This window comes from Methylobacterium mesophilicum (assembly GCF_036441335.1).
GTDB lineage: Bacteria > Pseudomonadota > Alphaproteobacteria > Rhizobiales > Beijerinckiaceae > Methylobacterium > Methylobacterium mesophilicum_B.
This window is the reverse complement of record NZ_MLBW01000034.1, coordinates 941,120-964,033: the sequence shown is the minus strand read 5'-3', so window position 1 is coordinate 964,033 and position 22,914 is coordinate 941,120. Positions and strand designations below refer to the sequence as shown.

Sequence of the window (22,914 nt, the reverse complement as noted above, 5' to 3'; positions counted from 1 at the left end):
GACTCGACTGAGAGACGCACTGCGTCGGCAGGTCAGAATGCGCTGAATAGCAGATTCTTTCGTCTTGGCGACCCGCTGGCCAGTCTCCCGTTTGGCTCGGCGGTGGAATCTAGGCGTGGCTGCAGCCAGCAAGACCCGGACGGTCGAGCCGTCGCGCCAGGGCCGCCAGATCGGCCGGAACGTCGCGATCCGCGGCACCGTAGACGCTGAGCAGACCCTCGCGGACCGTGTCGAGAACGGCGGCTTCCACCGTGTCCCGCGCGCCGGGTTGACGGAGAGAATCGGCATGATTGGCTGGGACAATCTTCATGGCGGCGTCGTGGATCAACTGCACTGAGCAAGTCCGGGCGCGGCGCGCTCCGGAGTGCCGTACAACTGAGGGGCCGCCTCAGGTTTCCAACCCGGACGGGATAATTTTGCCGCCCGGTCCGATAACGGACGGTCCGGAACCCGTGGAGGGCCGGCCCGCGGCCTGCTCCACCCAGGCGAGGATATCCTCGGCGCGCCAGGGCTTCGGGATGAAGGTGGCGGAGACGCGCAGGTCGCTCGGCTGGTCGCCCGCATCCCCAGAGGTCAGGAGGACCCGCACGCGCGGCCAAGTCACGCCGATGATCCGCGCGAGCTCGAAGCCGCCGATCGGGCCCGGCGTGCGCACGTCCGAGAACACGACGCTGACCTCGTCGGCGCGATCGTTGAGGATCGCCAGGGCCCGATCGGCTGTCTCGGCCTCGATCACCGTGAAGCCGGTATCCTCCAGCAGCGTGGCCGCCAGGAAGCGCTCGTCGGGCTGGTCCTCCACGACGAGAATCACGGGCTTCTGGCCAGGCTGTACCGAATCGCTCATGGACCAGGACACTCTACAGGGGCTGAACGGCGGTCGCTTCGATCGGTTCAACGCCCGAGCGCCGCGAAGGGCCAGACCCGCGCGGGCACAGATCCTCCTTGGATCCTTGCACGATTGTGAAGTTGTGGCCGTGTCTTGAGTAACACAGCCGACGCGGAACGCGCCCGATCGGGCGTCTTGATGCGTCTAATTCAGCCGACGCCGTGCGACTTCAGGAAGGCCAGCGCGCGCGCCCAGCCGTCCTCTGCGGCCTCGCGGCGGTAGCTCGGACGGTAATCCGCGTGGAAGCCGTGCGGCGCGTCCGGGTAGATCACGAGCTCGACGCTCTTGCCCGCGGCCGTGGCGCGATCGCGCGCGCCTTCGACGGCCGCCACGGGGATCCCGGTATCGGCCCCGCCGTAGAGGGCGAGGAGCGGCGCGTGGATCTCGGCCGCCACGTCGCCGGCGGTGCGCGGCTGGATGTCGGTCCGCTCGCCGCCGATCGGCCCGTACCAGGCGACGGCCGCCTTCAGGTCGCGACGATGCGCCGCGTAGAGCCACGCGTCGCGCCCGCCGCGGCACCAGCCCATGACGCCGAGGCGGTTCGGGTCGCCCTTCGCCGCCGAGGCCGCCCAGGCCACCGTCGCGTCGAGATCGCCGATCCACTGCGCGTCCGGCGTCTTCGCGATGACGTCCCGGATGATCTGCTTGGGATCCGACATGGTCGAGAGATCGCCCTGGCGCGCGTAGAGCTCCGGGGCCACGGCACAGTACCCGGTCTTCGCGAGCCGACGACAGATGTCCTTGATGTACTCGTGGACGCCGAAGATTTCCTCGATCACCAGGACGATCGGGAAGGGGCCGGCGCCCTCCGGAACCGCCCGGTAGGCCGGCATCGGGCCGTCCGCCGCTGGGATCTTCACCTCGCCGGCCTCGATGCCCGCGCTGTCGGTGTGGATCACCTGGGCCTCGACGCGGGTGGTCGCGAGCGTCAGGCCGCTCATCAGGCTCGTCATCACGAAGCCCCGCCGCGACAGCGGCGGCGTGATCAGCCCGTCGAGTCCGGCCCGGTCGTGATCCGCCATGGTGCTCTCTCCCTCGTTCCGAGGATGAGGGCTAGCCGCGCGCGCCGGCCCCGGTCAAATCGCCCGCCGTCGTCTGGTCCTCAGGCCCCGGCAGCCGCCAGAGCTCGGACCGGCCGCGGGAAGGGCGCGCGCGCTGGCTCGGCGATCTCGCGCGGCTTCAGCATGTCGCCCAGGCTGACGAAGCTCTCGGCGGCCGGCGAGATCACGGCGCGGATTCCGTAACCCAGCGCGAAGGAGCGGATCAGGTCGGCGTCCCGCGGGATGCCGAACCGGTCGAGCGCGGCGAGGAATGCCTCGCGGAACAGACTCGGCCGGCACCAGCGCTTCTCGGCCATCTGCAGCGGCCAGTCCCAGAGCCCCTCGGCCCGGCGCATCGCCAGCGCGGTGCGGGCGATGAAGTAACCGGTCTGGCGGTGCTCGATCCCGTCCGCCTGCACCGACCAATCGTCGTTGCCGAACAGCTCGACCTCAGCCGCGTTGCCCATCGGGTCCTCCGCCCTGAACCTGCCTTCCGGCGCGCCGGAACATTGCCGGAACATTGGCGCGGAACACGGCGGGGGTCAAGCCGCTTGTTCCCGGTGCGTTCGCGAATCCCCGGGCAGGACCTCAGCGCGCCTTGAACATGGCGTGCTCGATCCGGTCGCCGGGAGCGATGCCGAGCTTCGCCGCGGTGCCGGCGTTCAGCTCGAGCACCGCCACGACCGGGCCGCCCGACGGGATGATCGCTGTCGAGAGCGGCTCCGTATCGGCGGCGATCCGGCTGATCGTCCCGTCGGGACGGATGAACACCATGTCGAGCGGCAGGTAGGTGTTCTTCATCCACATGGTGACGGGCTGGTCCTGCTCGAAGTCGAACAGCATGCCGTGATCGGCCGCCATGTGCCGGCGAAACATCAGACCGCGGGCCCGCGCGGCGTCGTCGCGCATCACCTCGACGTCGAAGCGCTTCGGCCCGGCCTTCGTGACGATCGTCAGCGGCTCCGACTTGGCCGCAGAGGCGCGGGCGGCCGCCTGCGCCACAGCGGCGGGGGCCGGGACGATCGCGGTCAGGGCGAGGCCGGCGATGGCGACCGCGCGGGCCGTGCGGTAAAAAGATCTCACAGGCTGATGCCTCTCGTGGGATGGCGCGCGGACCCCGGGCCCGCCGCCCGGTGATAGACGACGTTGCGCGCGATGGGAATCCGGTGCCGGATTTTCTGAGGCCGGGCAATAAGATAGGGCGCACCAAGCCGGTCCGGGGAGCGGTGTCAGTGGGACGCGGGCATCGCCCCGTCGATCAGCCGCACCTCCGCCGCCATCACACCCTTCGAGCCGTCGCCGTATCGGACCAAGACCGACTCGCCGGGCTTCAGCTCGGCGATCCCGTAGCGGCGCAGCGTCTCCATGTGCACGAAGATGTCCGGCGTCCCGTCGCCGCGGGTCAGGAAACCGAACCCGCGGAGCCGGTTGAACCACTTCACAACGGCGGTCTCAAGGCCGCTGGTCGGTGTCACCGTGACGTGCGTGCGCGGCATCGGCAGTTCGGACGGGTGCACGGCCGTCGCCTGATCGAGGGAGATGACCCGGAAGGCCTGCCAGCCGCGGGGGCGCTCCACGGCCTCCACGACGATCCGGGCGCCCTCGCTGGCGGCCTGATAGCCGTCGCGCCGCAGGCAGGTGACGTGGAGCAGGATGTCGGGCGCGCCGTCGTCGGGCACGATGAACCCGAAGCCCTTGGAGACGTCGAACCACTTGATGCGGCCGGCCACCTCGACGAGCTCGAGCGCCTCATCCTCGTGCTGACCCGTGTCGCCGGTTCGGGCGACAATCCCCCGCTCGGGGTTCTCCGGCCCGGATCCGCGTTCGTCAGACATGGCCGAGCAACCTACACCGAATCACGCCGCGCGCTCTCCCGGCAAGATTAACGAAGTCCTGATATCCGGGAAGCCCATTTGGCCGGCAGAACAGTGCCGCCAAGTTGCAATCTTGGCCGGAGGAGGCCGAGCCGCAACAGTCGATCGGTCGCAGGCTCCGGCGAAACTGGCGTTTAAGCGTCGGGGCGGCCGAGCGTTTTCCTGAGCCCGAGTCTCCCTCCCCGTCCGCCCGTGCGCGTTCCGACGGCGTTCACGTTTCCGAGAGCTGGCGCAGCGGCGTCAGGCCCGATCGAGGCGTCCGGCGCAGCGCGCTGGAAAGGCCGGTCCCGACATGGTTTGGGTGCACCATCATGTCCGTTGATGTCACGCTCGACCGCCCCGTCGCCGCACCGCCGGTCGCACCCGCCTCGCCGAAGCGCCGCCTGCCGGTCATCGACGCGGCCCGTGCCGCGGCCCTGCTGGCGATGGCGAGCTATCATACGCTCTGGGATCTCGGCCATCTGCGGCTGACTGCCGAGAACTACGCGCTGACGCCGGCGGGACGGGACGTCGCCGAGACGATCGCCGGCAGCTTCCTGGTCCTGGTCGGCGTCGGCCTCGTGCTGATGAACGGTCGCGGCGTCCGGCTCCGGCCGACCCTCCTGCGGCTCGCGCGGATCGGCGGGGCGGCGCTCCTCGTGACCCTCGGCACCTGGGTCATGTTCCCGGACGCCTTCGTGTTCTTCGGCGTGCTCCACTGCATCGCCGTCTCGAGCCTGCTCGGACTGCCGTTCCTATTCCTGCCGGTGCCGGTCACCGCCCTCGCGGCCGCGGCCGTGCTCGCCGCGCCGCACGTCGTGCACGCGCCCGTCCTCGACGCGCCGGCCCTGTTCTTCCTGGGCCTCGGCTCGGTCATGCCGCGGACGAACGATTACGTGCCGCTCTTCCCGTGGTTCGGACTGGTGCTGGCCGGGATCGTCCTGGGTCGGCTGGCGTTGCCGCGTCTCGCCCGTTCGCGGCTGGGAGCCTGGGCGCCGCGGACGCGGCTCGGCCGCACCGCCACCTTCGCGGGCCGCCACAGCCTCGCGATCTACCTGATCCACCAGCCCCTGCTGCTCGCCCTGCTGACCGGTCTCGTCACGGTGATCGGCGCCAATCCGCGCGCCGGAGTGCGGGCGTTCCGCGCCGACTACGTGACGATCTGCGCGCGCACCGGCGGCGAGCCGCCGCTCTGTCGCATCGCGGCCCGCTGCACCTCGGAGGCACTGCTCCGGGAGGACCTGTTCCGGGAAAATGGCCGCCCCTTCAGCGGGACGGAGCGCCTGCGCGCGCAGGCGATCTCGCAGGGCTGCTACGCCGCCCTGGAGGCCGCCGCGCGCTCCGCGCGCTGACGGCCGGCGCCGGACCGCCAGGGTCCGGCAGCCTCGCGGACCGGATCAGTCCTTGGCGCGCTCGACGTAGGACCCGTCGGCCGTCATGACGACGACGCGGGTGCCGGCGGCGATGTGGGGCGGCACGGTGGTGCGCACGCCGTTCGACAGGGTCGCCGGCTTGTAGGACGACGACGCGGTCTGGCCCTTCAGCACCGGCTCGGTCTCGGAGACCTCGAGCGTGACGCGCTGGGGCAGCTCGATGGTCAGCGGGACGCCGTTATGGACCGAGAGCATCACCGCCATGCCCTCCTGGAGATACGGGGCGGCGTCGCCGACCACGTCCTGCGGCACCGCGATCTGCTCGTAGTTCTCGGGGTTCATGAAGTGGAACCCCTCGCCGTCGCTGTAGAGGAAGGTGTGCTCGCGATCCTCCACGAAGGCGCGCTCGACCTGCTCGGTCGTCCGGTAGCGCTCGGACACCTTCACGCCGTCCGTGATCCGGCGCATGTCGAGCTGGGTCACCGGAGTGCCCTTGCCGGGGTGGATGTTCTCGGCGAACAGGATCACGTAGAGCTTGCCGTCCTTCTCGACGACGTTGCCCTTGCGGAGCGTTGAGGCGATCACCTTCACGGAATTGCGTCCTGCATTGACATGGGGGTCGGCACGCGCCAAGCGCGGGCGCTGCATCTCGGACCCCGCCACTATCGCATCTGCGCCGCGGTTGCCAGCGGGCGGGCACGAGCCGTCGATGGCAGCCGGCGTCGGCCGCCGCGCGTGCCCGCGGTCCGGAGCCAGTCAGGGCCGAGGATGAGAGTGCTCCAGAAAGCGACGCGTCCCGGTCCGAGCCGGCCCATCAGGATCCCGCGCGGAGGCCGGTCGTGACCGGCTCGGGCTCCCCCTGGTGGTCGGTCGGTCGCCACGCCGACCGGCGTCCGGCGCTGCTCCTGCGCAACCGCATCCTCGCGGCGTTCCGCGCGTGGTTCGCGGACCGCGACTTCGTCGAGGTCGAGGCCGCCTGCCTGCAGGTCTCGCCCGGCAACGAGGCGCATCTGTCGGCCTTCGCCACGCAGGCCGTCGGCGCGAGCGGCGCCCGCACGCCGCTCTACCTGCACACCTCGCCGGAATTCGCCTGCAAGAAGCTCCTGGCCGCGGGTGAGACGCGACTGTTCAGCGTCGCGCGGGTGTTCCGCAACCGTGAGCGCGGGCCGCTGCACCATCCCGAATTCACGATGCTCGAGTGGTACCGGGCCGCGGCGCCCTACACGGCGCTGATGGCGGATTGCGCCGACCTGCTCGCGGGCGCGGCCGAGACCGCGGGCGCCCGCCGCTTCAGCTTCCGCGACCGGGAGACCGACCCCTTCGCCGAGCCGGAGCGCCTGACCCTGGCCGAGGCCTTCGACCGGTTCGCCGGGATCGACGTCCTGGCGAGCGTCGCGCCGGGCGGCGAGACGGACCGCGGGGCCCTGGCTGCCGCGGTCGCGGCCTCCGGCCTCCGGGTCGCCCCGGACGATACCTGGGCCGACCTGTTCTCCCGCGTCCTCGTCGCGCGGATCGAGCCCCATCTCGGCCTCGGCCGACCGACCATCCTGTGCGAGTACCCGATCAGCGAGGCTGCCCTGGCCCGGCCGGCGCCGCACGACCCGCGCGTGGCCGAGCGCTTCGAGCTCTACGCCTGCGGCGTCGAGCTGGCCAACGCGTTCGGCGAGCTGACCGACCCGGCGGAGCAGCGCCGCCGGTTCGAGGCCGAGATGGCCGAGAAGCAGCGCGTCTACGGCGAGCGCTACCCGCTCGACGACGAGTTCCTCGCGGCGCTCGCCGTCATGCCGGAGGCGTCCGGGATCGCGCTGGGTTTCGACCGCCTGGCGATGCTGGCCTGCGGGGCCACCCGGGTCGAGGACGTGATCTGGACACCCGTGGCGGAGACCCGGCCATGAACCGGGTTCTTCGGAGCGCTGACGACCTCGTCTCCGCCGGCCTGATCTCCGGGGCGGAGGCCGAAGCCCTCGGCGCCGTGCTCGCGCGCTACGCGGTCTCGGTGACGCCCGACATGGCCGAGCTGATCGACCCGCAGGATGCCGAGGATCCGATCGGCCGCCAGTTCGTGCCTCGAGCCGCGGAGGCCGTCGCGACGCCGGAGGAGCGCGCCGACCCGATCGGCGACGCCGCCCACGCCCCGGTGACCGGGATCGTGCACCGCTACCCGGACCGGGTGCTGCTGAAGCCGCTCCACGTCTGCCCCGTCTACTGCCGCTTCTGCTTCCGCCGGGAGATGGTCGGGCCCGACGGGCTCGGGACGCTCACCGACGCCGAGCTCGACACCGCCCTCGCCTACATCGCGCGGGATCCGCGGATCTGGGAGGTGGTGCTCACCGGCGGTGACCCGTTCGCGCTGTCACCGCGCCGCCTCAACGCGATCGCGGAGCGCCTCGCAGCGATCCCGCATGTCCGGGTCATGCGAATCCACACGCGCGTGCCCGTCGTGAAGCCCGATCTCGTCTCCGTCGCCCTCGTCCAGGCGCTCAAGCGGTTCGGGCGGGCCGTGTTCGTCGCCGTCCACGCCAACCATCCGCGAGAATTCACCGCCGCCGCCAGCGCCGCCTGCGCGCGGCTGGTCGATGCCGGCATCCCCCTGGTCAGCCAGTCGGTGCTCCTGCGCGGCGTCAACGACGCCGCCGCGACCCTCGAGGCGCTGATGCGGATCCTCGTCGAGAACCGGATCAAGCCCTACTACCTCCACCACGGGGACCTGGCCCCCGGGACGGCCCACCTGCGCACGGAGATGGGCGAGGGGCAGGCGCTGATGCGCGCCCTGCGCGGGCGCCTCTCCGGTCTCGCCCAGCCGACCTACGTGCTCGACATTCCCGGCGGTCACGGCAAGGTACCGATCGGGCCGGGCTACCTGCGCGACACCCCCGACGGGGTGCGCGTGACCGATCCGGGCGGGCAGGACCACCCCTACCCGCCGAAGTCGTGACGGAGAATCCTCGACCATGCGCAGGCTTTGGGGCCGCCTCACCTCGGTGAACGTGCAGAAGGCGGTGTGGGGGCTCGACGAGGCGCGCCTGCCGTACGAGCGGGTCGAGGCCGGCGGCGCCCACGGGGTCGTCAACGATCCCGGCTACCGCACGATGAACCCGAACGGCCTCGTCCCGACCCTGGAGGAGGACGGCTTCGTCCTCTGGGAATCCAACGCCATCCTCCGCTATCTGGCCGCGGTGAGCCCGGCCCTGGCCCTGCCGGCGGATCCGAGGGCGCGCGCCCACCTGGAGCAGTGGCTCGACTGGCAGGCCACGAGTTTCACGCCGGCCATGCGCGACGCGTTCTGGCAGCTCTACCGCGCGGCCGAACCGGACCGCGGCCTGATCGCCGCCTCGATCGAGAAGAGCGAGGCCATGGCGGAGATCCTGGACCATCACCTCGCGGACCGGACCTACGCGGTCGGCGACAGCTTCAGCATCGCCGATATCGCCCTCGGCTGCGCGGCGCATCGCTGGCTGAACCTCCCGGCCGAGCGGATCGAGCGTCCGGCGCTGCATCGCTGGTACGAGCGGATCGCGGCCCGGGCGGGCGCCGCCCGGGCGCTCGGCGAGCCCGTCGCCTGACGGCCCCGCGGGCACTCCGAGCCTTGCCGGCGCGCCCGCGCGATCCACCTTCCCCGACCGCGCCGCCCGGACCGGGACCGGCCTTTCACGGAGCCCTCCATGGCGATCGATCCGACCCTGCGCGACGCGCTCTCCGCCGTGACCCCGGCGAGCCTCGCCCGCGCCCTGGCGCGGGCCGGGGTCAAGGCCTGCACCCCGCACGGTCTCTCGGCGCGTGACAGCGGGACCGTGGTCGGGCCCGCCTACACGATCCGGATGATCCCGGCCCGTGACGATGCCGCGGGCGATCTCGCAGCGGCCATCGAGGCCGTCCCCGAAGGCGCCGTGGTGGTCATCGATGCGGCGGCGTCCGCTCTCGCCCTGCCCTTCGGTTCGATCCTGGCAGCGCGCCTTGCCCAGCGCGGCGCCGTCGGCCTGATCACCGACGCGGCCCTTCCGGACGGGGTCGGGCTCCCCGCCTGGTGCCGCCCGGCCGCGGCCACCGGGTCGTTGGCCCTGGTCGGTACGCAGGAGCGCGTCGCCTGCGGCGGTGCGGCCATCCATCCCGGCGATATCCTGGTCGGCGATTCGACCGGCCTCGTCGCGGTGCCGGCGGCGCTCGCCGAGCGCGTCGCCCTCGAGGCCGTGGAGCAGCAGCGCCTCGATCTCTGGATCCAGCGCGAGGTCGAGCGCGGCGCCGACCTCGCGAGCCTGCTTCCGCCGGACGCCGCGGCGCTGGCCCGGTTCGAGGCCGAGACGAAGCCGGCCTGAGCCCCGTGTTCTTCCCCGCCTCGAAGGTGATCTTCTTCCTGATCACCCCGTCGAATCTCTGCATCTTCGCGATCCTGCTCGGGATCGCCGTCGCGGCGGTGACGCGCTGGCGGAGAAGCGGTCTCGTTCTGGCGCTGCTGGGCACCCTCCTGCTCGGTGCGGCCGGACTGGCGCCCCTCTCGGACGTGGCCCTGATCCCCCTCGAGGAGCGCTTCCCGGCCTATCCGGATGACGGCCCGGCCCCGACCGGGATCATCGTGCTGGGCGGCGGCATCGAGGCGGGCCTCTCGGAGGCGCGGCGTCAGATCGTCGTCAACGATGCCGGGGAACGGCCGATCTATCTCGGCGACCTCGCCCGGCGCTTCCCGGCGGCGCGGCTGGTCTTCTCCGGCGGCAGCGGCTTCATCGCGGGCGGCATGGCCGAAGCCGACATCGTGAGCCGGCAGGCGGACGTGATCGGCGTTCCGCGGACGCGCCTGATCCTGGAGAATCGCTCCCGCAACACGCACGAGAACGCCGCCTTCTCGGCGGCCCTGGTCCATCCGAAGCCCGGCGAGCGCTGGCTGCTCGTGACGTCGGCCTGGCACATGCCCCGGGCGGTCGGCTGCTTCCGCCAGGCCGGCTTCACGGTGGACGCCTTCCCGGTGGATTACCGGACCCGCGGCTGGAGCGACGTCGCCCATTTCCACGGCTTCGCGTCGGACGGGCTGCTCCAGTTCGACCTGGCCGTGAAGGAGTGGATCGGCCTCCTCGCCTATCGCCTGTCCGGCTACACGCCGGACTGGCTGCCGGGCCCGGATCCCGCGGGCGCCGAGCCCGCGCCGGAGGCCGGCAGCGACAGGCGGTAGATGCCACGGAAATCGTCAGGATCCACGGGCTTCCCCTTCCGCAGGATCGCGATCCGCCCCGCATGGGCGAGCCGCACCGCGACCCGTCGCACGGGCTGCATCAGCGGGCCCCAGCCGTCCGGGTGCGGGCCGCCGAGGGCCCGGGCGACCTCCGACGGGCAGACGGTCTTGTCGGCACCGCGCTCGGCCACGAGGTGCAGCATCGTCGCCTCGATCGCGGCGTCGTCGGGGCGTGGGTCGGTCATGTGCGGGCCTCCTCGGCGGGCGACAGGAGTGGGGCATCGAGCGGTCCCTCGTGGGGCCCCTCCCCGGCCTCCAGGAGCGCCTTGCGGATCTCCGAGGCGAATTGGCGGCGCCACATGATGATCACGACCGCGGTCGTCGAGACGAACAGCACGTAGGGACTGATGAACCAGCCGAGATAGGCGAGCGCAAAGAAGAACGCGCGCTGTCCGCGGGCGAAGTGACGGCCGGCGCTGACGTTCATGGCAGCGAGCCGCCGCACCGCCCGCAGCATCTCGACCTCGCTCGTGCCGGAACCCTTGTGCGGGACCGCGCCGAGCAGGATCGCCGTGTAGTTGAAAAGCCTGTAGGCCCAGGCGAATTTGAAGAAGGCGTAGACGAAGATCAGCGCGAGCCCGGCAACCTTCAGTTCCCAGGTCAGGCGGTTGGCCACCGTCCCGAATGGCAGCGTGGCGAATAGGTTCAGGACGTCGTCCCCGGAGCGCGACAGGGTGAGGACCGAGCCCAGGGCGATGAGCGAGGTCGAGGCGAAGAAGGCCGTGCCGTTCTGCAGCGAGGCGTTGATCTGCGTGTCGACCACCCGGTTGTCGCGGCCGATGACCTGGCGCGCCCAGTTGGCCCGGTGCCCGTTCATGATCTGGCTGAGGGAGACCATCCTGCCGCGCAGCCGGCCCACCGACAGGCCGTAGGCGATCCACGCGAGGATGAAGTAGAGCAGCGCCGCGAGATCGAGGTGCGAGAAGGCGGCGCTGCCGGCGGACAGGTCGGTCATGGTCTCCGGATGGCGGATACGCGAGGGGGCGGTCCGCCATATCAGCCCGCGGGCGCGCGCTGAACCCGCGTCGCCAGATTCAGTCGTGCAGGATCCGGAACGCGCCGGCGGTCGGCACGTCGCCGCCGTCCCGCGCGGCCACGTCGTCCACGCGCGCGCCGGGCGGGCCCGACCGGCACAGGGCCTCCATCTCCGCCACGGCCTCCGGCGGGCCGCTGAAGACCGCCTCGACCGAGCCGTCGTCACGGTTGCGCACGGAGCCGGAGAGGCCGCGGGCGCGGGCCTCAAACTGCGTCCAGGCCCGGTAGGACACGCCCTGCACGCGACCGGTGACGATGACGGAGATCGTCCGGGTCTCACTCATGCGGGCGCGGTCTCGTCTGACGGGGCCCGCGCCGGGTGGCGCGGGCCGGAGGTGCCTTACTCGGCCGCGATCGGGCGACGGACGCCGGAACCCAGGGCCTGGCTCCGCGTCGCGCCCGTGCGGACATGCGTGGAGTAGAGCATCAGGCCGGTGAAGGCGATGCCGCCCACGATGTTCCCGATCAGCGTCGGGATCTCGTTCCAGAGCAGGTAGTCCATGACCGTCAGGTGGCCGCCCATGAGGATCGCCGACGGGAACAGGAACATGTTCACCACCGAGTGTTCGAAGGTCATGAAGAAGAACACCGTGATCGGCATCCACATGGCGATGACCTTGCCGGGAACCGAGGTCGACAGCATGGCGCCGATGACGCCGGTCGAGACCATCCAGTTGCACAGCATGGCGCGCACGAAGAGCGTCAGCATGCCGGAGGCGCCGTACTTCTCGTAGCCCAGGGTGCGGGCCTCGCCGATGCCGGCGATGAGCTTGCCGACCGCGTTCGGTTCGGTGGCGAAGCCGAAGGTGAAGACGATCGACATCATCACCGCGGTGGTCAGGGCGCCCGCGAAGTTGCCGAAGAAGACCAGCACCCAGTTGCGGGCGACGCCGGCCACGGTGACGCCGGGGCGCTTGTCGATGAGGGCGAGCGGGGTGAGCACGCAGACGCCGGTGAACAGGTCGTAGCCGAGCAGGTACAGCATCGAGAAGCCGACCGGGAACAGCAGCGCCGCGACCAGGGGCTGTCCGGTCGTCTGGTTGATGGTCACCGCGAAGGCGGCGGCGAGCGCCAGGATCGCGCCGGCCATGTAGGCCCGGATGAACGTGTCCTTGGTAGCCATGAAGACCTTCGCCTCACCGGCATCGACGGCCTTCTTCACGAAATCGGCGGGCGCCAGATACGACATGCACAACTCTCCCTCGCGGGCGCACGCCGATCGTCGTTGACCGACGGGCGCGCCGCGCAATCGCGGATGGCCGGACGGGCGCGGTGCTGCCGCTCGCCCTCCAGCTCGATCGTGGGCAAGCATGTCGCGTACCAACTGCGCGGCGTTCAGGCGGGCAGCCCGCGCGCCCAGGTGCCGAGTTCCCGGATGTAGACGGGCGGCAGCTGCGCCGCGCGCGCCGCCGCGACGACCGCCTCCAGGTATCCCGGCCTCGGACGGCCGGGCGCGGTCGAGCATCCGCGATAGATCAGGGCGCGCTTGACCCCCTCCCCGGTGCGGACCGGCAGCGCCGCCTTGGTGTAGAGGCCCCCGGCGACGCCCTCGTAGCGGTCGAGGGCCGGGATGTCGTCGGGCGCGAGTTCCCAGAGCACACCCCAGACGGTGCGCCGGGGATCGGGCACGACGGACGCGTAACCCTCGCGCATGATGATGAAGCGGTGGTTCGGCAGATGTCCGCCGCCGATCAGCCGCGAAGCCGGGCAGCGCAGCGCCATCGCGGCGGCGTCCATGTTGGCGCCGTAGGCGAAATAGGAGGGCATGCAGCCACGATTCGTCGGCCGAGCTTCGGACTTATTGACCCGACTCGCGCTCGTCCCGCTGCACAGACCACTCGTTCGCCCGCATCGCCGCATAGGCGAGCGCGAGCGTGATGGCGGGGATCACGAATGTCACGAAGATCTCGCCCGAACTCATGGTCTGATGCTCCGAAGCACGCGCCTCCCGATCCAATGTAAGCCCATCGCCGCGCAAAGCCAGATCGCCGCGAAGAAGGCGGTCGCCGGCCGCAGGACCGGAGCGTTCGCGATCCCGAAGCTCATGGCGGTGATCGGCGTGACGAAGCCGATCACCGCGAACGCGACCGCGATGTTGTTCAGCGCCGTCGCCAGCAGCTTGGTCTGCTCGTTGTGAACCGCAGTCACGGCCGCGACCGCGACGCGCGCCCCGCGATCAGGCGAATTCCAGGATCACCGCGTCGACGGCGAGGCTGTCGCCCTCCTTGGCGTGGATCTTCCCCACCGTCGCGTCGCGCTCGGCGCGGAGGACGTTCTCCATCTTCATCGCCTCGACGACCGCGATCGGCTCGCCGTTCTTCACCTCCTGGCCCTCGGTGACGAGGATCTGCTTCACGAGGCCGGGCATCGGGCAGAGCACCTGCTTGCCCGAGCCCGCCTGCTCCTTCACCGGCATCAGGGCGGCGAGTTCCGCCTCGCGGCGGGTGTAGACCCTGGCCTCGGCGGCCGCGCCCGCGTGCTGCAGGAACACGCCGTTGAGCAGGCTGCGCACCTGGATCGCCACGCGCTCCGAGCCGATCGTGCCGATCCAGACTGGCTCGCCCGGCCGCCACGCGCTGGCCACCGTGAGCGCCGTGCCGTCGTCGCGGGTCACGAGGATGTCCTCGCCCTCCGGCTCGACCGTCACCGGGAAGGAGTGCCCCGCCAGGATCACCACGCGCTCCCGCTCGAAAGCGAACAGGCCGGGCGCGCGCATCTGCCCGGAGATGCCGCGCTTGCGCTGGTTGAGCTTGTGGTCGATCGCCGCCGCCGCCGCCATCATGCGGATCGCCACCGGGCCGGCAGGCTCCGGCGCCGTGAAGCCCTCGGGGAATTCCTCGGCGATGAAGCCTGTGGACAAGCGGCCTTCCTGCCAGCGCGGATGGGCCATCAGTGCCGAGAGGAACGGGATGTTGTGGCGGATGCCGTCGATGGCGAAGGCGTCGAGGGCCTCGCCCTGCGCGGCGATCGCCTCGGCCCGGGTCGGCGCCCAGGAGACCAGTTTGGCGATCATCGGGTCGTAATGGATGGCGATCTCGCCGCCCTCCTCCACGCCGGTATCGTTGCGGATGATCGCCGTGCCCTGCTGGCCCTCCTCCGGCGGACGGTAGGTGGTCAGCCGGCCGATCGAGGGCAGGAAGTTGCGGGTCGGGTCCTCGGCGTAGACGCGGCTCTCCACCGCCCAGCCGTTCAGCTTCACGTCGTCCTGGGTGATCGGCAGCTTCTCGCCGGCCGCGACCCGGATCATCAGCTCGACGAGGTCGAGTCCGGTGATCATCTCGGTGACCGGATGCTCGACCTGCAGACGGGTGTTCATCTCCAGGAAGTAGAAGGACTTGTCCTGCCCGGCGACGAACTCGACCGTGCCGGCCGAATCGTAGTTCACCGCCTTGGCGAGCGCGACGGCCTGCTCGCCCATCTTTCGGCGGGTCTTCTTGTCGAGGAGCGGCGACGGCGCCTCCTCGATCACTTTCTGGTTACGGCGCTGGATCGAGCACTCGCGCTCGCCGAGGTAGACGACGTTGCCGTGCTTGTCGCCGATCAGCTGGATCTCGATGTGGCGCGGGTCGGTGATGAACTTCTCGATGAAGACGCGGTCGTCGCCGAAGGAGGAGGCCGCCTCCGACTTGGCGCGGGCGAAGCCCTCGGCCACCTCGTCGCCCGAGAAGGCGATGCGCATGCCCTTGCCGCCGCCGCCGGCGGAGGCCTTGATCATCACCGGGTAGCCGATCTCGTCGGCGATCTTCCTGGCGTGCTCGGGTGATTCGATCACGCCGAGGAAGCCCGGAACGGTCGAGACCTCGGCGGCGGCCGCCGCCTTCTTCGACTCGATCTTGTCGCCCATGGCGGCGATGGCCCCCGGGTTGGGGCCGATGAACACGATGCCGGCGGCCTCGAGCGCCTTCGGGAAGGCCTCGCGCTCGGAGAGGAAGCCGTAGCCGGGATGGACGGCCTGGGCGCCGGTCCTCTTGCAGGCCTCGACGATCTTCTCGATCACGAGGTACGATTCGGAGGCGGCAGCGGGCCCGATATGCACGGCCTCGTCCGCCATGGCGACGTGCACGGCGTCGCGATCGGCATCCGAGTAGACCGCTACGGTCTTGATGCCCATCCTCCGGGCCGTCTTGATCACCCGGCAGGCGATCTCGCCCCGGTTGGCAATCAGGATCTTGTCGAACATCGCTGGCGCACTGCTTTCGAGATCGCCGGATTGCGCACCGGCTTGACTGTCCCGATAGATCAGTTGCGTCGCGGACGGAAGCTGCGCCTTGGTCTGAGGTTCAGGCGGCCAGGGCGAAGGTCATGCGCGGGGCCTCGACCGTGTCGCGGACGCGACGGTTGGCCTCGAGTGCGAAGGCGACCAGTGATTCGGCGCTGCTCTCGGCCTCGCGGACGACTTCCATGGCGATCCGGGCACCCACGGCGCTCGGGCCGTCGCGGCCGCTGAGCGAGGCGGCGAGCCACGCGGCGACGTCGCGGTCGATGTAGCCGGTCGGGCGCGAGCCCCACACCGCGAAGTCGACGACCGAGGCGACCAGGAAGTCGGCGAAGGCGTCGGAACCGATCACCGCCCGCTCGAGGGCGATCAGCAGGTCGGCCTCCTCGCGGTTCATGAGGCCGTCCGGGAGGACCTCGCGCTTCAGGACGAGCAGGTCCTCGTCGCTGATCGTGCCGGCCGAGACAGCATGGTTGCAGAACTGTTGAACGGAAATGGTGGTCATGATCGCCTGCCTCCTCGACCTTTGTTGCGGTCGGCTCTAGTCCCTGTGTGTCTTCAACTTACGGGACCGCTCCCCTTCCAGAGGTTAATGGCGAGATCTGAACGGAAGTTCAGGTAAACACCCCCCGAGCAAGCAGGCTTATTGGGACGTTGACCGGTTGCGTTACCGGACGATGACCGTCGCCCCGACGGGCACCCGGTTGTAGAGGTCGACCACGTCGATGTTGCGCATCCGGATGCAGCCGGAGGAGACCGCCTGGCCGATCTTCTCGGGCTCGTTCGTGCCGTGGATCCGGTAGAGCGTGTCCCGGCCGCGATCCGACAGGTACAGGGCGCGGGCGCCGAGCGGGTTCATCGGGCCGCCCTGCATGGCGTGGACGTGCGGCCAGCGCCGGATCATCTCGGCCGGCGGGTTCCAGGCCGGCCACTCCGCCTTGCGGTCGATCCGGGCGGTGCCGGTCCAGCCATACGCCTCGTCGCCCACCGACACGCCGTAGCGCATCGCCCGGCCGTTCGGCAGGACGAGGTAGAGCTGGCGCTCCTTGGTCTCGACCACGATCGTGCCGGGCGCTTCCCGGGTCGGGTCGGCGATCTCGTAGCGGGCGAAGTGCGGATCGAACTCGGCCTCGGGCACCAGGGCCATGTACTCGGCGTCGCGGGCCGAGAGCGCCGGATCGGGCACGCCCTTGAAGGTGCAGCCCGCCAGCAGCAGGGCGCAGCCGAGTACCGAGATGATGCGCATGTCCCCGCCTCGAAGATCGTCGCGGCCGCGGACGGAGCGCGAGGATCGCTGATCCGGGTCCGTTCCGTGGAAGAATCACGCAACCATAAGGGGGCAACGGCACCCCGCCGTAGTCCGCGCGTTGGGCCCGTGGCACATTGCCGGCTCCTGTTGCCGCTGCGCGACAGGCGAGCATCCCGGGAGCGACCCTCGTGACCACCCTCTACGTGAGCCATCCCGCCAGCTTCGATCACGAGGTTCCCGAGGGGCATCCGGAGCGGCCGGCCCGGATGCGCGCGGTCGAGCGGGCCCTGGAGGACGAGCGCTTCGCCGGCCTCGTGCGGGCCACGGCGCCCCGCGGCGAGATCGAGGCCGTCACCCTCGCGCACCCGCGCGAGTACGTGGACGCGCTGGTGGCGGCGGTGCCGGAGCACGGCATGGTCGGCATCGATTCCGACACGATCCTGTCGGCGGGCAGCCTCGAGGCGACGCTGCGGGCCGTGGGCGGCGGGATGCACGCCGTCGACGCCGTCGTCGGCGGCGAGTGCCGCAACGCCTTCGTGGCCATGCGCCCCCCCGGCCACCACGCCGAGCGGACCCGCGCGATGGGCTTCTGCCTGTTCAACCACGCCGCCATCGCGGCCCGCCACGTCCGGCAGAAGCACGGCGCCGAGCGGGTGGCCCTGGTGGATTGGGACGTCCACCACGGCAACGGCAGTCAGGACATTTTCTGGGACGACGCCTCGGTGCTCTACTGCTCGACCCACCAGATGCCGCTCTATCCCGGAACCGGATCGCCGTCCGAGCGGGGCGAGAAGGACACAATCGTCAATGTCCCGTTGCGGCCGAACGACGACGGCGAGGTGTTCCGCGAGGCGTTCGAGACCGGCATCCTCTCCCGCCTGGAGACGTTCCGGCCGGACGTGATCGTGATCTCCGCCGGCTTCGACGCGCATCGGCTGGACCCGCTCGCCAACCTGCGCCTGGAGGCCGAGGATTTCGGCTGGGCGACTCGCCGCCTGATGGACTTGGCCGAGCGCTGCGCGGGCGGCCGGGTCGTCTCGATCCTCGAAGGCGGCTATAGCCTCGAGGGGCTTGGGAAGTCGGTGGCCGCCCATGTCGACGCGCTGATGGGCCGCTGACGGCGGCGGCGTTGCGGTCGTGCGGCGGCACGCGATACTCGGCGCTTCGGAGGAGATCGCTGCCATGCCGCCACGGAGCCGACCGAGCCCGTCACTGCGGAGCATTTCCGTCTCGACCGCGGGCCTCGGTCGATGACGCTCGCGGGCTTCCTGACCTACGCGCTGGCCCTCGGGGTCGCCGCGGCGATCCCCGGGCCCGGCGTCGTCGCCCTCGTCGCCCGGGCTCTGGGCTCGGGTTTCGGCGCCGCGATGGCCTTCTCGCTCGGTCTGATCCTCGGCGACCTGACCTATCTCGCCGCCGCGATCTTCGGCCTGTCGCTGATCGCGGAGGCGCTCGGGGCGGTCTTCGTCGTCGTCCGCTACGGCGCGGCACTCTACCTTGCCTACCTGGCGTTCCGGCTCTGGCGCGCGGCCGGAGCGGCGGCCGGGGTCGGGGGTCAATCGCGGGACCGGCCGTTGACGAGCTTCGTCGCGGGGCTGACCATCACCTTGGGCAATCCGAAGACGATCGTCTTCTACCTCGCGATCCTGCCAACGCTCGTGGATCTGCGCGGCGTCACGGCGGCGGATTGCGTCACCCTTGTCGTCATCACGGCCGCGATCCTCTTCGCCGTGATGACGCCCTACGCGGCGCTGGCGGCGCGGGCGCGCGAGTCCCTCCGGCGGCCGGCCTTTCGCGCGAGGCTGAACCGCGGCGCCGCGGCGATCATGGCCGGCGCAGCGGTCTGGACCGTCCTGCGCCGCGCCTGACCGGGGCTCCCTTCCGGGTCTCAGGCCTCCAGGGGCTCGTCACCCAGAAGCTCGATACCGAAGCCCGAGAGGCCGACATAGGAGCGGGACGAGGTGGCGAGGTTGCGGATGGAGACCACGCCGAGATCGCGCAGGATCTGGGCGCCGAGCCCGACCTCGCGCCACTGCCGCGCCCGGAGCGCCTCCGTTCCCTCGTCGGTGACGCTCTTGACGGGGACACCCGCGGTGCCGTCACGGAGATAGACCAGAACGCCGCGCCCGGCCGCCGCGAAGCGCTTCAGCACGGCGTCGATCTGCGCGCCGCCGCCGATCACGTCGGCCGCGACGTTGGAGCGGTGCAGGCGCACCAGCACGTCGCGGCCGTCGCCGATCTCGCCCATCACGAACGCGAATTGCTGGATCGACTCGAAGGGCGTCGAGAAGACGTAAGCGTTCAGGTCGCCGTGGTTCGAGCGCACCGGGAAATGTCCGACGCGCTCCACCAGACGATCGCGGGCCTGCCGATAGGCGATCAGGTCGGCTACCGAGACCTGCTTGAGGCCGTGCGTCTCGGCGAAGGCCTCGATCTGGGGCCCCTTCATGACGGTGCCGTCGTCGTTGGCGAGCTCGCAGATCACACCCACGGGCGGCAGCTCGGCGAGGCGGCACAGGTCGACCGCGGCCTCGGTATGGCCCGAGCGCATGAGCACACCGCCGTCGCGGGCGATCAGCGGGAAGACGTGGCCGGGCCGCACGAAATCGCCGGCGCCCATGTTGCCGTTGGCCAGCGCCCGCACGGTGTTGCAGCGCTGCTCCGCCGAGATGCCGGTCGTCAGCCCGTGCTTGACGTCGACCGTGACCGTGAAGGCCGTGCCCAGCGGCGCGTCGTTCGACGCGACCATCGGGGCGAGGTGCAGGCGCCGCGCCTCGCTCTGGGTAATCGGCGCGCAGACGATGCCGCAGGTGTTGCGGATGATGAACGCCATCTTCTCCGGCGTGCAGAGCGAGGCGGCGACGACGAGGTCGCCCTCGTTCTCGCGGTCGTCGTCGTCGGTGACGACCACGATCTCGCCGCGGGCGAAGGCCGCGATGGCCTCGGTGACGGTGCAGTGGGGCACGGGCATTCTCAGGTCGTTGAGGCGAGGGCCAGGATCAGGGCTGCTGCCCGACCTGCCCGCGATGGCGCAGATAGTGATCGGCCAGCACGCAGGCCATCATGGCCTCCGCGACCGGTACGGCGCGGATGCCGACACAGGGATCGTGCCGGCCCTTGGTGACGAGATCGACCTCGCTGCCGTCGCGGGTGACGGAGCGGCGCGGGGTCAGGATCGAGGAGGTCGGCTTCACGGCGAAGCGCACCACGACCGGCTCCCCGTTGGAGATGCCGCCCAGGATGCCGCCCGCGTGGTTCGCCAGGAAGCGCGGCCGGCCGCCATTGCCGGCCCGCATCTCGTCCGCGTTGTCCTCGCCGCGCAGGGCCGCCGCCGCGAACCCGTCGCCGATCTCGACGCCTTTCACGGCGTTGATCGACATCATCGCGGCGGCGAGGTCCGCGTCCAGCTTGCCGTAGACCGGCGCGCCGAGGCCGGGCGGCACGCCCTCGGCCACCACCTCGATCACGGCGCCGACCGACGAGCCGTCCTTCCGGAGCCCGTCGAGATAGGTCTCGTAGAAGGACGCCGTCTCGGCATCGGGGCAGAAGAACGGGTTGCTGCCGACCGCGTCCCAGTCCCAGCGGGACCGGTCAATGGCGTGCGGACCCATCTGCACGAGGGCCGCCCGGATGGTTACGCCCGGGATGACCTTGCGCGCCACCGCGCCGGCCGCGACCCGCGCGGCGGTCTCACGCGCCGAGGATCGGCCGCCACCGCGATAGTCCCGGATACCGTACTTCACGTCGTAGGTGTAGTCGGCGTGGCCGGGGCGGTAGCTGTCGCGGATCTCCGAGTAGTCCTTCGAGCGCTGATCCGTATTCTCGATCATCAGCGCGATCGGCGTGCCGGTGGTGAGCTGGCGGCCGCCGGTGCGGTCGTCGGCGAAGACGCCGGACAGGATCTTGACCTGATCGGGTTCGCGGCGCTGCGTGGTGAAGCGCGACTGGCCGGGCTTCCGGCGATCCAGCTCCGCCTGAATCTCCTCGGCCTCCAAGGGCAGGCCGGGCGGGCAGCCGTCGACGACGCAGCCGAGCGCGATCCCGTGGCTCTCGCCGAAGGTCGTGACGCGGAACAGGTGGCCAAAGGTATTGTGCGACATGGCGCGGCTGCCTTAGCGCGGGAGCGGCGGGGGCACAAACGCGGCCCTTGCAGGGCGGCCGGGCAGACCCGCGCGCGGCGACGGGCCGGAGCGGCCGGCATCCTCACCGGGCCTTCGGCGAACCGGGCAGATCGAGCCCGCCCCGCTCCTTGAGCGCCCGGTACGCCGCGACCGCCGCCGCGAGATCCCGGTGCAGCCGGCGCTCATCGCCGAGATCGGCGAGGGCATAGGTGAGGCCGAGGATGTGGGCGGCCTCGTAACCCTCCGGCAACGCGCCCACGCTGCCGAGGGCGATCGTCGCGTTCGGCAGCGCTTCGGCGAAGTCCGACAGCCGCGTCCTGAGCGCGGCGCCGCTGGCGCGGAGATGGGCACCGGCCGCCGCCGGACCGTGCTCGCGGATCGCAGCCACCGTCCCCTGCGCCAGCGACAGATGCACCGCCTCACGGTGCGCCGGGAACAGGTAGACGAGGTAGTAGCCCCGCGTGGCGCTGGTGGTGACGGCGGGATCGAACACGGCGATCCAGGGGATCGCGGCCCAGCGGCTTCCGCGCCCCGGGCTGCCCTTCACCAGGAACGGTCCGTCGATCGGCTCCAGGGCGGCGCGCAGCTCGTCCGGCGCACCCCTGCGGATGACGGCGGCGAGCGGGTGGCCGGCGGGCGGGTCGAGCCGGGTGAGCGGGTATTCCTCGACGATCCGCCGGAGCGCGTAGCCGAGGCTCACGGCCGCGCCAGCACCCCGCCGGTGATGGCCTCGCGCACCCCGGTGGTCGACGGGAAGGTGATCGGCAGGCCCCGGAGCGAGCGCACCGCCAAGTACGCGAAGGCCTGCGCCTCAAGGTAGGCGGAGGACCAGCCGATCGCGTCCGCGGTCGTGATCTCGGCGCGCAGGTGGTAATTCAGGAGACGTACCAGCTCGCCGTTGCGGGCGCCGCCGCCGGCCACGATCCAGCGGGTCGGGACCTCGGGGGCGTGGTCGAGGGCGCGGGCCACGGCCCGCGCCGTGAAGGCCGTGAGCGTCGCGGCGCCGTCCTCGGTGGAGAGCTGACCCGCGAGCTTGTGGGAGAACCAGTTCCGGTCCAGCGATTTCGGCGGCTTGCGGAAGAAGAACGGGTGGGTCAGGAGCCAGGCCAGCAGCTGCTCGTCCGGGCGGCCCCGAGCCGCCGTTCGCCCGCCATCGTCGAGATTCTTGCCCTCGCGCTCCTGCATCCACTCGTCGATCAGGGCGTTGCCGGGACCGGTGTCGAAGGCGATGACGCCGCCCTTCGAGTCGATCAGCGTCGCGTTGGCGACGCCGCCGATGTTGAGGATGCCGAAGGGCCCGTCGAAGCCCGACGCCTCGGCGAGCGCCTTGTGGAAGACCGGCACCAGCGGCGCCCCCTGCCCGCCCGCCTCGATGTCGGCGCGCCGCAGGTCCGAGACGACCGCGATGCCGAGCCGGGTCGCCAGCGCCTGGCCGTCGCCGATCTGGATCGAGATCCGCTGGTCCGGACGGTGGATCACGGTCTGTCCGTGGAAGCCGATCACGTCGATCTCGGAGGCAGTGAGGCCGTGCTCCTCGAGGAAGCGCTCCACGGCCTCGGCATGGGCCAGGGTGACGAAGGCCTCGGCCTCCGGCAGCCGCCCGGGCCGATCGCCGGGATGGAGCACGGATTCGGCGTCCTTGGTGGCGGCGCGCAGCAGCGCCTTCTCGTCGTCGGCGTAGCCGCGGTAGCCGGTGGGTCCGAGCGGTTCGAGAAAGTTGTTGTGCCCCTTCACCACGTGGACGCGCTCGCCGTCGGTCTCGATCAGCGCGATGTCGACGCCGTCCAGCGAGGTGCCGCTCATCAGTCCGATCGCGCGCATCATCGCCATGCCGTGCTGCCCCGTGCCTTTCGGCCAACGCCCTGCTAAGAGCGCGCCGTATCCTGAACCCAGCGCGAGCTAGCATGCGGGGCCTCGGCC

General features: G+C 71.0%; 29 protein-coding genes. 9 read left to right on the top strand and 20 right to left on the bottom strand.

What is annotated here, in order from left to right; genetic code table 11:
• Positions 1-115: 115 nt before the first annotated feature.
• Positions 116-337, top strand: coding sequence for a hypothetical protein (locus MMR14E_RS25285; RefSeq protein WP_331318073.1), 222 nt, complete (start codon positions 116-118; stop codon positions 335-337).
• 51 nt (positions 338-388) lie between these two features.
• Here MMR14E_RS25285 and MMR14E_RS25280 read toward each other — a convergent pair whose 3' ends face one another.
• The 5 genes from MMR14E_RS25280 to MMR14E_RS25260 all read right to left on the bottom strand — a co-directional run bounded on the left by MMR14E_RS25280 (position 389) and on the right by MMR14E_RS25260 (position 3,761).
• A complete protein-coding gene (locus MMR14E_RS25280; RefSeq protein WP_012319685.1) occupies positions 389-844 on the bottom strand; it encodes a response regulator in 456 nt (151 codons plus the stop codon).
• Positions 845-1,035: 191 nt separating this feature from the next.
• On the bottom strand, positions 1,036-1,908 hold the full coding sequence (locus MMR14E_RS25275; protein WP_331318071.1) for a dienelactone hydrolase family protein: 873 nt from the start codon (positions 1,906-1,908) through the stop codon (positions 1,036-1,038).
• 80 nt (positions 1,909-1,988) lie between these two features.
• The gene (locus MMR14E_RS25270) at positions 1,989-2,393 is read right to left on the bottom strand and encodes a hypothetical protein (RefSeq protein ID WP_331318070.1); all 405 of its coding nucleotides are present in this window, start codon (positions 2,391-2,393) and stop codon (positions 1,989-1,991) included.
• Between the two features lie 121 nt (positions 2,394-2,514).
• A complete protein-coding gene (locus MMR14E_RS25265) occupies positions 2,515-3,009 on the bottom strand; it encodes a DUF192 domain-containing protein (RefSeq protein ID WP_419539417.1) in 495 nt (164 codons plus the stop codon).
• Positions 3,010-3,155: 146 nt separating this feature from the next.
• On the bottom strand, positions 3,156-3,761 hold the full coding sequence (locus tag MMR14E_RS25260; protein WP_331318068.1) for a cold-shock protein: 606 nt from the start codon (positions 3,759-3,761) through the stop codon (positions 3,156-3,158).
• 350 nt (positions 3,762-4,111) lie between these two features.
• On the opposite strand from MMR14E_RS25260, the gene MMR14E_RS25255 reads away from it, so the two are divergent.
• On the top strand, positions 4,112-5,131 hold the full coding sequence (locus MMR14E_RS25255; RefSeq protein ID WP_331318066.1) for a heparan-alpha-glucosaminide N-acetyltransferase: 1,020 nt from the start codon (positions 4,112-4,114) through the stop codon (positions 5,129-5,131).
• 45 nt (positions 5,132-5,176) lie between these two features.
• Here the strand turns inward: MMR14E_RS25255 and efp are convergent, their stop codons facing one another.
• The gene (efp, locus tag MMR14E_RS25250) at positions 5,177-5,800 is read right to left on the bottom strand and encodes an elongation factor P (RefSeq protein WP_331318654.1); all 624 of its coding nucleotides are present in this window, start codon (positions 5,798-5,800) and stop codon (positions 5,177-5,179) included.
• Positions 5,801-5,991: 191 nt separating this feature from the next.
• Here efp and epmA point away from each other — a divergent pair, with 191 nt between their 5' ends.
• The 5 genes from epmA (at position 5,992) to MMR14E_RS25225 (ending at position 10,313) form a co-directional block, all read left to right on the top strand.
• Positions 5,992-7,047, top strand: a complete 1,056-nt coding sequence (gene epmA / locus MMR14E_RS25245) for an EF-P lysine aminoacylase EpmA (RefSeq protein WP_331318065.1) — start codon at positions 5,992-5,994, stop codon at positions 7,045-7,047.
• Positions 7,044-8,087, top strand: a complete 1,044-nt coding sequence (locus tag MMR14E_RS25240; RefSeq protein ID WP_331318063.1) for a lysine-2,3-aminomutase-like protein — start codon at positions 7,044-7,046, stop codon at positions 8,085-8,087. Before epmA ends, MMR14E_RS25240 begins: the two co-directional genes overlap by 4 nt.
• Positions 8,088-8,103: 16 nt before the next feature.
• Positions 8,104-8,715 carry a glutathione S-transferase family protein gene (locus MMR14E_RS25235; protein ID WP_331318062.1) on the top strand — a complete coding sequence of 204 codons (612 nt, stop codon included), beginning with the start codon at positions 8,104-8,106 and terminating at the stop codon, positions 8,713-8,715.
• Positions 8,716-8,814: 99 nt separating this feature from the next.
• Complete coding sequence (locus tag MMR14E_RS25230; protein ID WP_331318060.1) at positions 8,815-9,465, top strand: dimethylmenaquinone methyltransferase; 651 nt, start codon at positions 8,815-8,817, stop codon at positions 9,463-9,465.
• A gap of 5 nt (positions 9,466-9,470) precedes the next feature.
• On the top strand, positions 9,471-10,313 hold the full coding sequence (locus MMR14E_RS25225) for a YdcF family protein (RefSeq protein ID WP_331318059.1): 843 nt from the start codon (positions 9,471-9,473) through the stop codon (positions 10,311-10,313).
• Here the strand turns inward: MMR14E_RS25225 and MMR14E_RS25220 are convergent.
• From MMR14E_RS25220 to MMR14E_RS25175, 10 genes are all read right to left on the bottom strand, one after another.
• Positions 10,235-10,558, bottom strand: coding sequence for a DUF3253 domain-containing protein (locus tag MMR14E_RS25220; RefSeq protein ID WP_331318058.1), 324 nt, complete (start codon positions 10,556-10,558; stop codon positions 10,235-10,237). The two genes, MMR14E_RS25225 and MMR14E_RS25220, sit on opposite strands and share 79 nt — an antisense overlap.
• The gene (locus MMR14E_RS25215; protein WP_331318056.1) at positions 10,555-11,328 is read right to left on the bottom strand and encodes a DUF599 domain-containing protein; all 774 of its coding nucleotides are present in this window, start codon (positions 11,326-11,328) and stop codon (positions 10,555-10,557) included. The genes MMR14E_RS25220 and MMR14E_RS25215 overlap by 4 nt, the downstream gene beginning before the upstream one ends.
• Before the next feature lie 79 nt (positions 11,329-11,407).
• Entirely contained in the window at positions 11,408-11,692 is a 285-nt protein-coding gene (locus tag MMR14E_RS25210; protein WP_331318055.1) for an acylphosphatase, read from the bottom strand.
• A 56-nt stretch (positions 11,693-11,748) separates the two neighbouring features.
• A complete protein-coding gene (locus MMR14E_RS25205) occupies positions 11,749-12,597 on the bottom strand; it encodes a formate/nitrite transporter family protein (protein ID WP_331318054.1) in 849 nt (282 codons plus the stop codon).
• Positions 12,598-12,743: 146 nt separating this feature from the next.
• Positions 12,744-13,175, bottom strand: coding sequence for a gamma-glutamylcyclotransferase family protein (locus MMR14E_RS25200; protein WP_331318053.1), 432 nt, complete (start codon positions 13,173-13,175; stop codon positions 12,744-12,746).
• 31 nt (positions 13,176-13,206) lie between these two features.
• A complete protein-coding gene (locus MMR14E_RS25195; RefSeq protein WP_331299137.1) occupies positions 13,207-13,329 on the bottom strand; it encodes a hypothetical protein in 123 nt (40 codons plus the stop codon).
• Entirely contained in the window at positions 13,326-13,556 is a 231-nt protein-coding gene (locus MMR14E_RS25190) for a hypothetical protein (protein ID WP_331318052.1), read from the bottom strand. Before MMR14E_RS25190 ends, MMR14E_RS25195 begins: the two co-directional genes overlap by 4 nt.
• Positions 13,557-13,584: 28 nt before the next feature.
• Positions 13,585-15,588, bottom strand: coding sequence for an acetyl/propionyl/methylcrotonyl-CoA carboxylase subunit alpha (locus MMR14E_RS25185; protein ID WP_331318050.1), 2,004 nt, complete (start codon positions 15,586-15,588; stop codon positions 13,585-13,587).
• Positions 15,589-15,688: 100 nt separating this feature from the next.
• Positions 15,689-16,129, bottom strand: a complete 441-nt coding sequence (locus tag MMR14E_RS25180) for a hypothetical protein (RefSeq protein WP_331318049.1) — start codon at positions 16,127-16,129, stop codon at positions 15,689-15,691.
• A gap of 162 nt (positions 16,130-16,291) precedes the next feature.
• Entirely contained in the window at positions 16,292-16,870 is a 579-nt protein-coding gene (locus MMR14E_RS25175; protein ID WP_029357405.1) for a L,D-transpeptidase, read from the bottom strand.
• 191 nt (positions 16,871-17,061) lie between these two features.
• Between MMR14E_RS25175 and MMR14E_RS25170 the strand changes: the two genes are divergently transcribed.
• Entirely contained in the window at positions 17,062-17,991 is a 930-nt protein-coding gene (locus MMR14E_RS25170) for a histone deacetylase family protein (RefSeq protein WP_331318047.1), read from the top strand.
• 132 nt (positions 17,992-18,123) lie between these two features.
• Positions 18,124-18,741: a LysE family translocator gene (locus tag MMR14E_RS25165; protein ID WP_331318045.1), complete on the top strand. Its 618-nt coding sequence runs from the start codon at positions 18,124-18,126 to the stop codon at positions 18,739-18,741.
• A gap of 20 nt (positions 18,742-18,761) precedes the next feature.
• On the opposite strand, the gene ribB is transcribed toward MMR14E_RS25165, so the two are convergent.
• The 4 genes from ribB to MMR14E_RS25145 all read right to left on the bottom strand — a co-directional run bounded on the left by ribB (position 18,762) and on the right by MMR14E_RS25145 (position 22,824).
• Positions 18,762-19,838: a 3,4-dihydroxy-2-butanone-4-phosphate synthase gene (gene ribB / locus MMR14E_RS25160; RefSeq protein ID WP_331318652.1), complete on the bottom strand. Its 1,077-nt coding sequence runs from the start codon at positions 19,836-19,838 to the stop codon at positions 18,762-18,764.
• 34 nt (positions 19,839-19,872) lie between these two features.
• Positions 19,873-20,973, bottom strand: a complete 1,101-nt coding sequence (aroC, locus tag MMR14E_RS25155) for a chorismate synthase (protein ID WP_331318044.1) — start codon at positions 20,971-20,973, stop codon at positions 19,873-19,875.
• Between the two features lie 103 nt (positions 20,974-21,076).
• Positions 21,077-21,694 (bottom strand): DUF3578 domain-containing protein, encoded by a 618-nt coding sequence (locus tag MMR14E_RS25150; RefSeq protein ID WP_331318042.1) that lies wholly within the window; start codon positions 21,692-21,694, stop codon positions 21,077-21,079.
• A complete protein-coding gene (locus MMR14E_RS25145; protein WP_331318040.1) occupies positions 21,691-22,824 on the bottom strand; it encodes an anhydro-N-acetylmuramic acid kinase in 1,134 nt (377 codons plus the stop codon). Before MMR14E_RS25145 ends, MMR14E_RS25150 begins: the two co-directional genes overlap by 4 nt.
• Positions 22,825-22,914 lie beyond the last annotated feature (90 nt).

Coding starts and splice junctions, on each gene's coding strand:
- MMR14E_RS25200 (WP_331318053.1), bottom strand. CDS start 13,175: ATGCCCTCCTATTTCGCCTACGGCGCCAACATGGACGCCGCCGCGATG.
- MMR14E_RS25195 (WP_331299137.1), bottom strand. CDS start 13,329: ATGAGTTCGGGCGAGATCTTCGTGACATTCGTGATCCCCGCCATCACG.
- MMR14E_RS25220 (WP_331318058.1), bottom strand. CDS start 10,558: ATGACCGACCCACGCCCCGACGACGCCGCGATCGAGGCGACGATGCTG.
- MMR14E_RS25180 (WP_331318049.1), bottom strand. CDS start 16,129: ATGACCACCATTTCCGTTCAACAGTTCTGCAACCATGCTGTCTCGGCC.
- MMR14E_RS25260 (WP_331318068.1), bottom strand. CDS start 3,761: ATGTCTGACGAACGCGGATCCGGGCCGGAGAACCCCGAGCGGGGGATT.
- MMR14E_RS25280 (WP_012319685.1), bottom strand. CDS start 844: ATGAGCGATTCGGTACAGCCTGGCCAGAAGCCCGTGATTCTCGTCGTG.
- MMR14E_RS25230 (WP_331318060.1), top strand. CDS start 8,815: ATGGCGATCGATCCGACCCTGCGCGACGCGCTCTCCGCCGTGACCCCG.
- MMR14E_RS25165 (WP_331318045.1), top strand. CDS start 18,124: ATGACGCTCGCGGGCTTCCTGACCTACGCGCTGGCCCTCGGGGTCGCC.
- MMR14E_RS25210 (WP_331318055.1), bottom strand. CDS start 11,692: ATGAGTGAGACCCGGACGATCTCCGTCATCGTCACCGGTCGCGTGCAG.
- MMR14E_RS25255 (WP_331318066.1), top strand. CDS start 4,112: ATGTCCGTTGATGTCACGCTCGACCGCCCCGTCGCCGCACCGCCGGTC.
- MMR14E_RS25185 (WP_331318050.1), bottom strand. CDS start 15,588: ATGTTCGACAAGATCCTGATTGCCAACCGGGGCGAGATCGCCTGCCGG.
- efp (WP_331318654.1), bottom strand. CDS start 5,800: ATGCAGCGCCCGCGCTTGGCGCGTGCCGACCCCCATGTCAATGCAGGA.
- MMR14E_RS25215 (WP_331318056.1), bottom strand. CDS start 11,328: ATGACCGACCTGTCCGCCGGCAGCGCCGCCTTCTCGCACCTCGATCTC.
- MMR14E_RS25275 (WP_331318071.1), bottom strand. CDS start 1,908: ATGGCGGATCACGACCGGGCCGGACTCGACGGGCTGATCACGCCGCCG.
- MMR14E_RS25145 (WP_331318040.1), bottom strand. CDS start 22,824: ATGGCGATGATGCGCGCGATCGGACTGATGAGCGGCACCTCGCTGGAC.
- aroC (WP_331318044.1), bottom strand. CDS start 20,973: ATGTCGCACAATACCTTTGGCCACCTGTTCCGCGTCACGACCTTCGGC.
- MMR14E_RS25270 (WP_331318070.1), bottom strand. CDS start 2,393: ATGGGCAACGCGGCTGAGGTCGAGCTGTTCGGCAACGACGATTGGTCG.
- MMR14E_RS25235 (WP_331318062.1), top strand. CDS start 8,104: ATGCGCAGGCTTTGGGGCCGCCTCACCTCGGTGAACGTGCAGAAGGCG.
- MMR14E_RS25240 (WP_331318063.1), top strand. CDS start 7,044: ATGAACCGGGTTCTTCGGAGCGCTGACGACCTCGTCTCCGCCGGCCTG.
- MMR14E_RS25175 (WP_029357405.1), bottom strand. CDS start 16,870: ATGCGCATCATCTCGGTACTCGGCTGCGCCCTGCTGCTGGCGGGCTGC.
- MMR14E_RS25205 (WP_331318054.1), bottom strand. CDS start 12,597: ATGTCGTATCTGGCGCCCGCCGATTTCGTGAAGAAGGCCGTCGATGCC.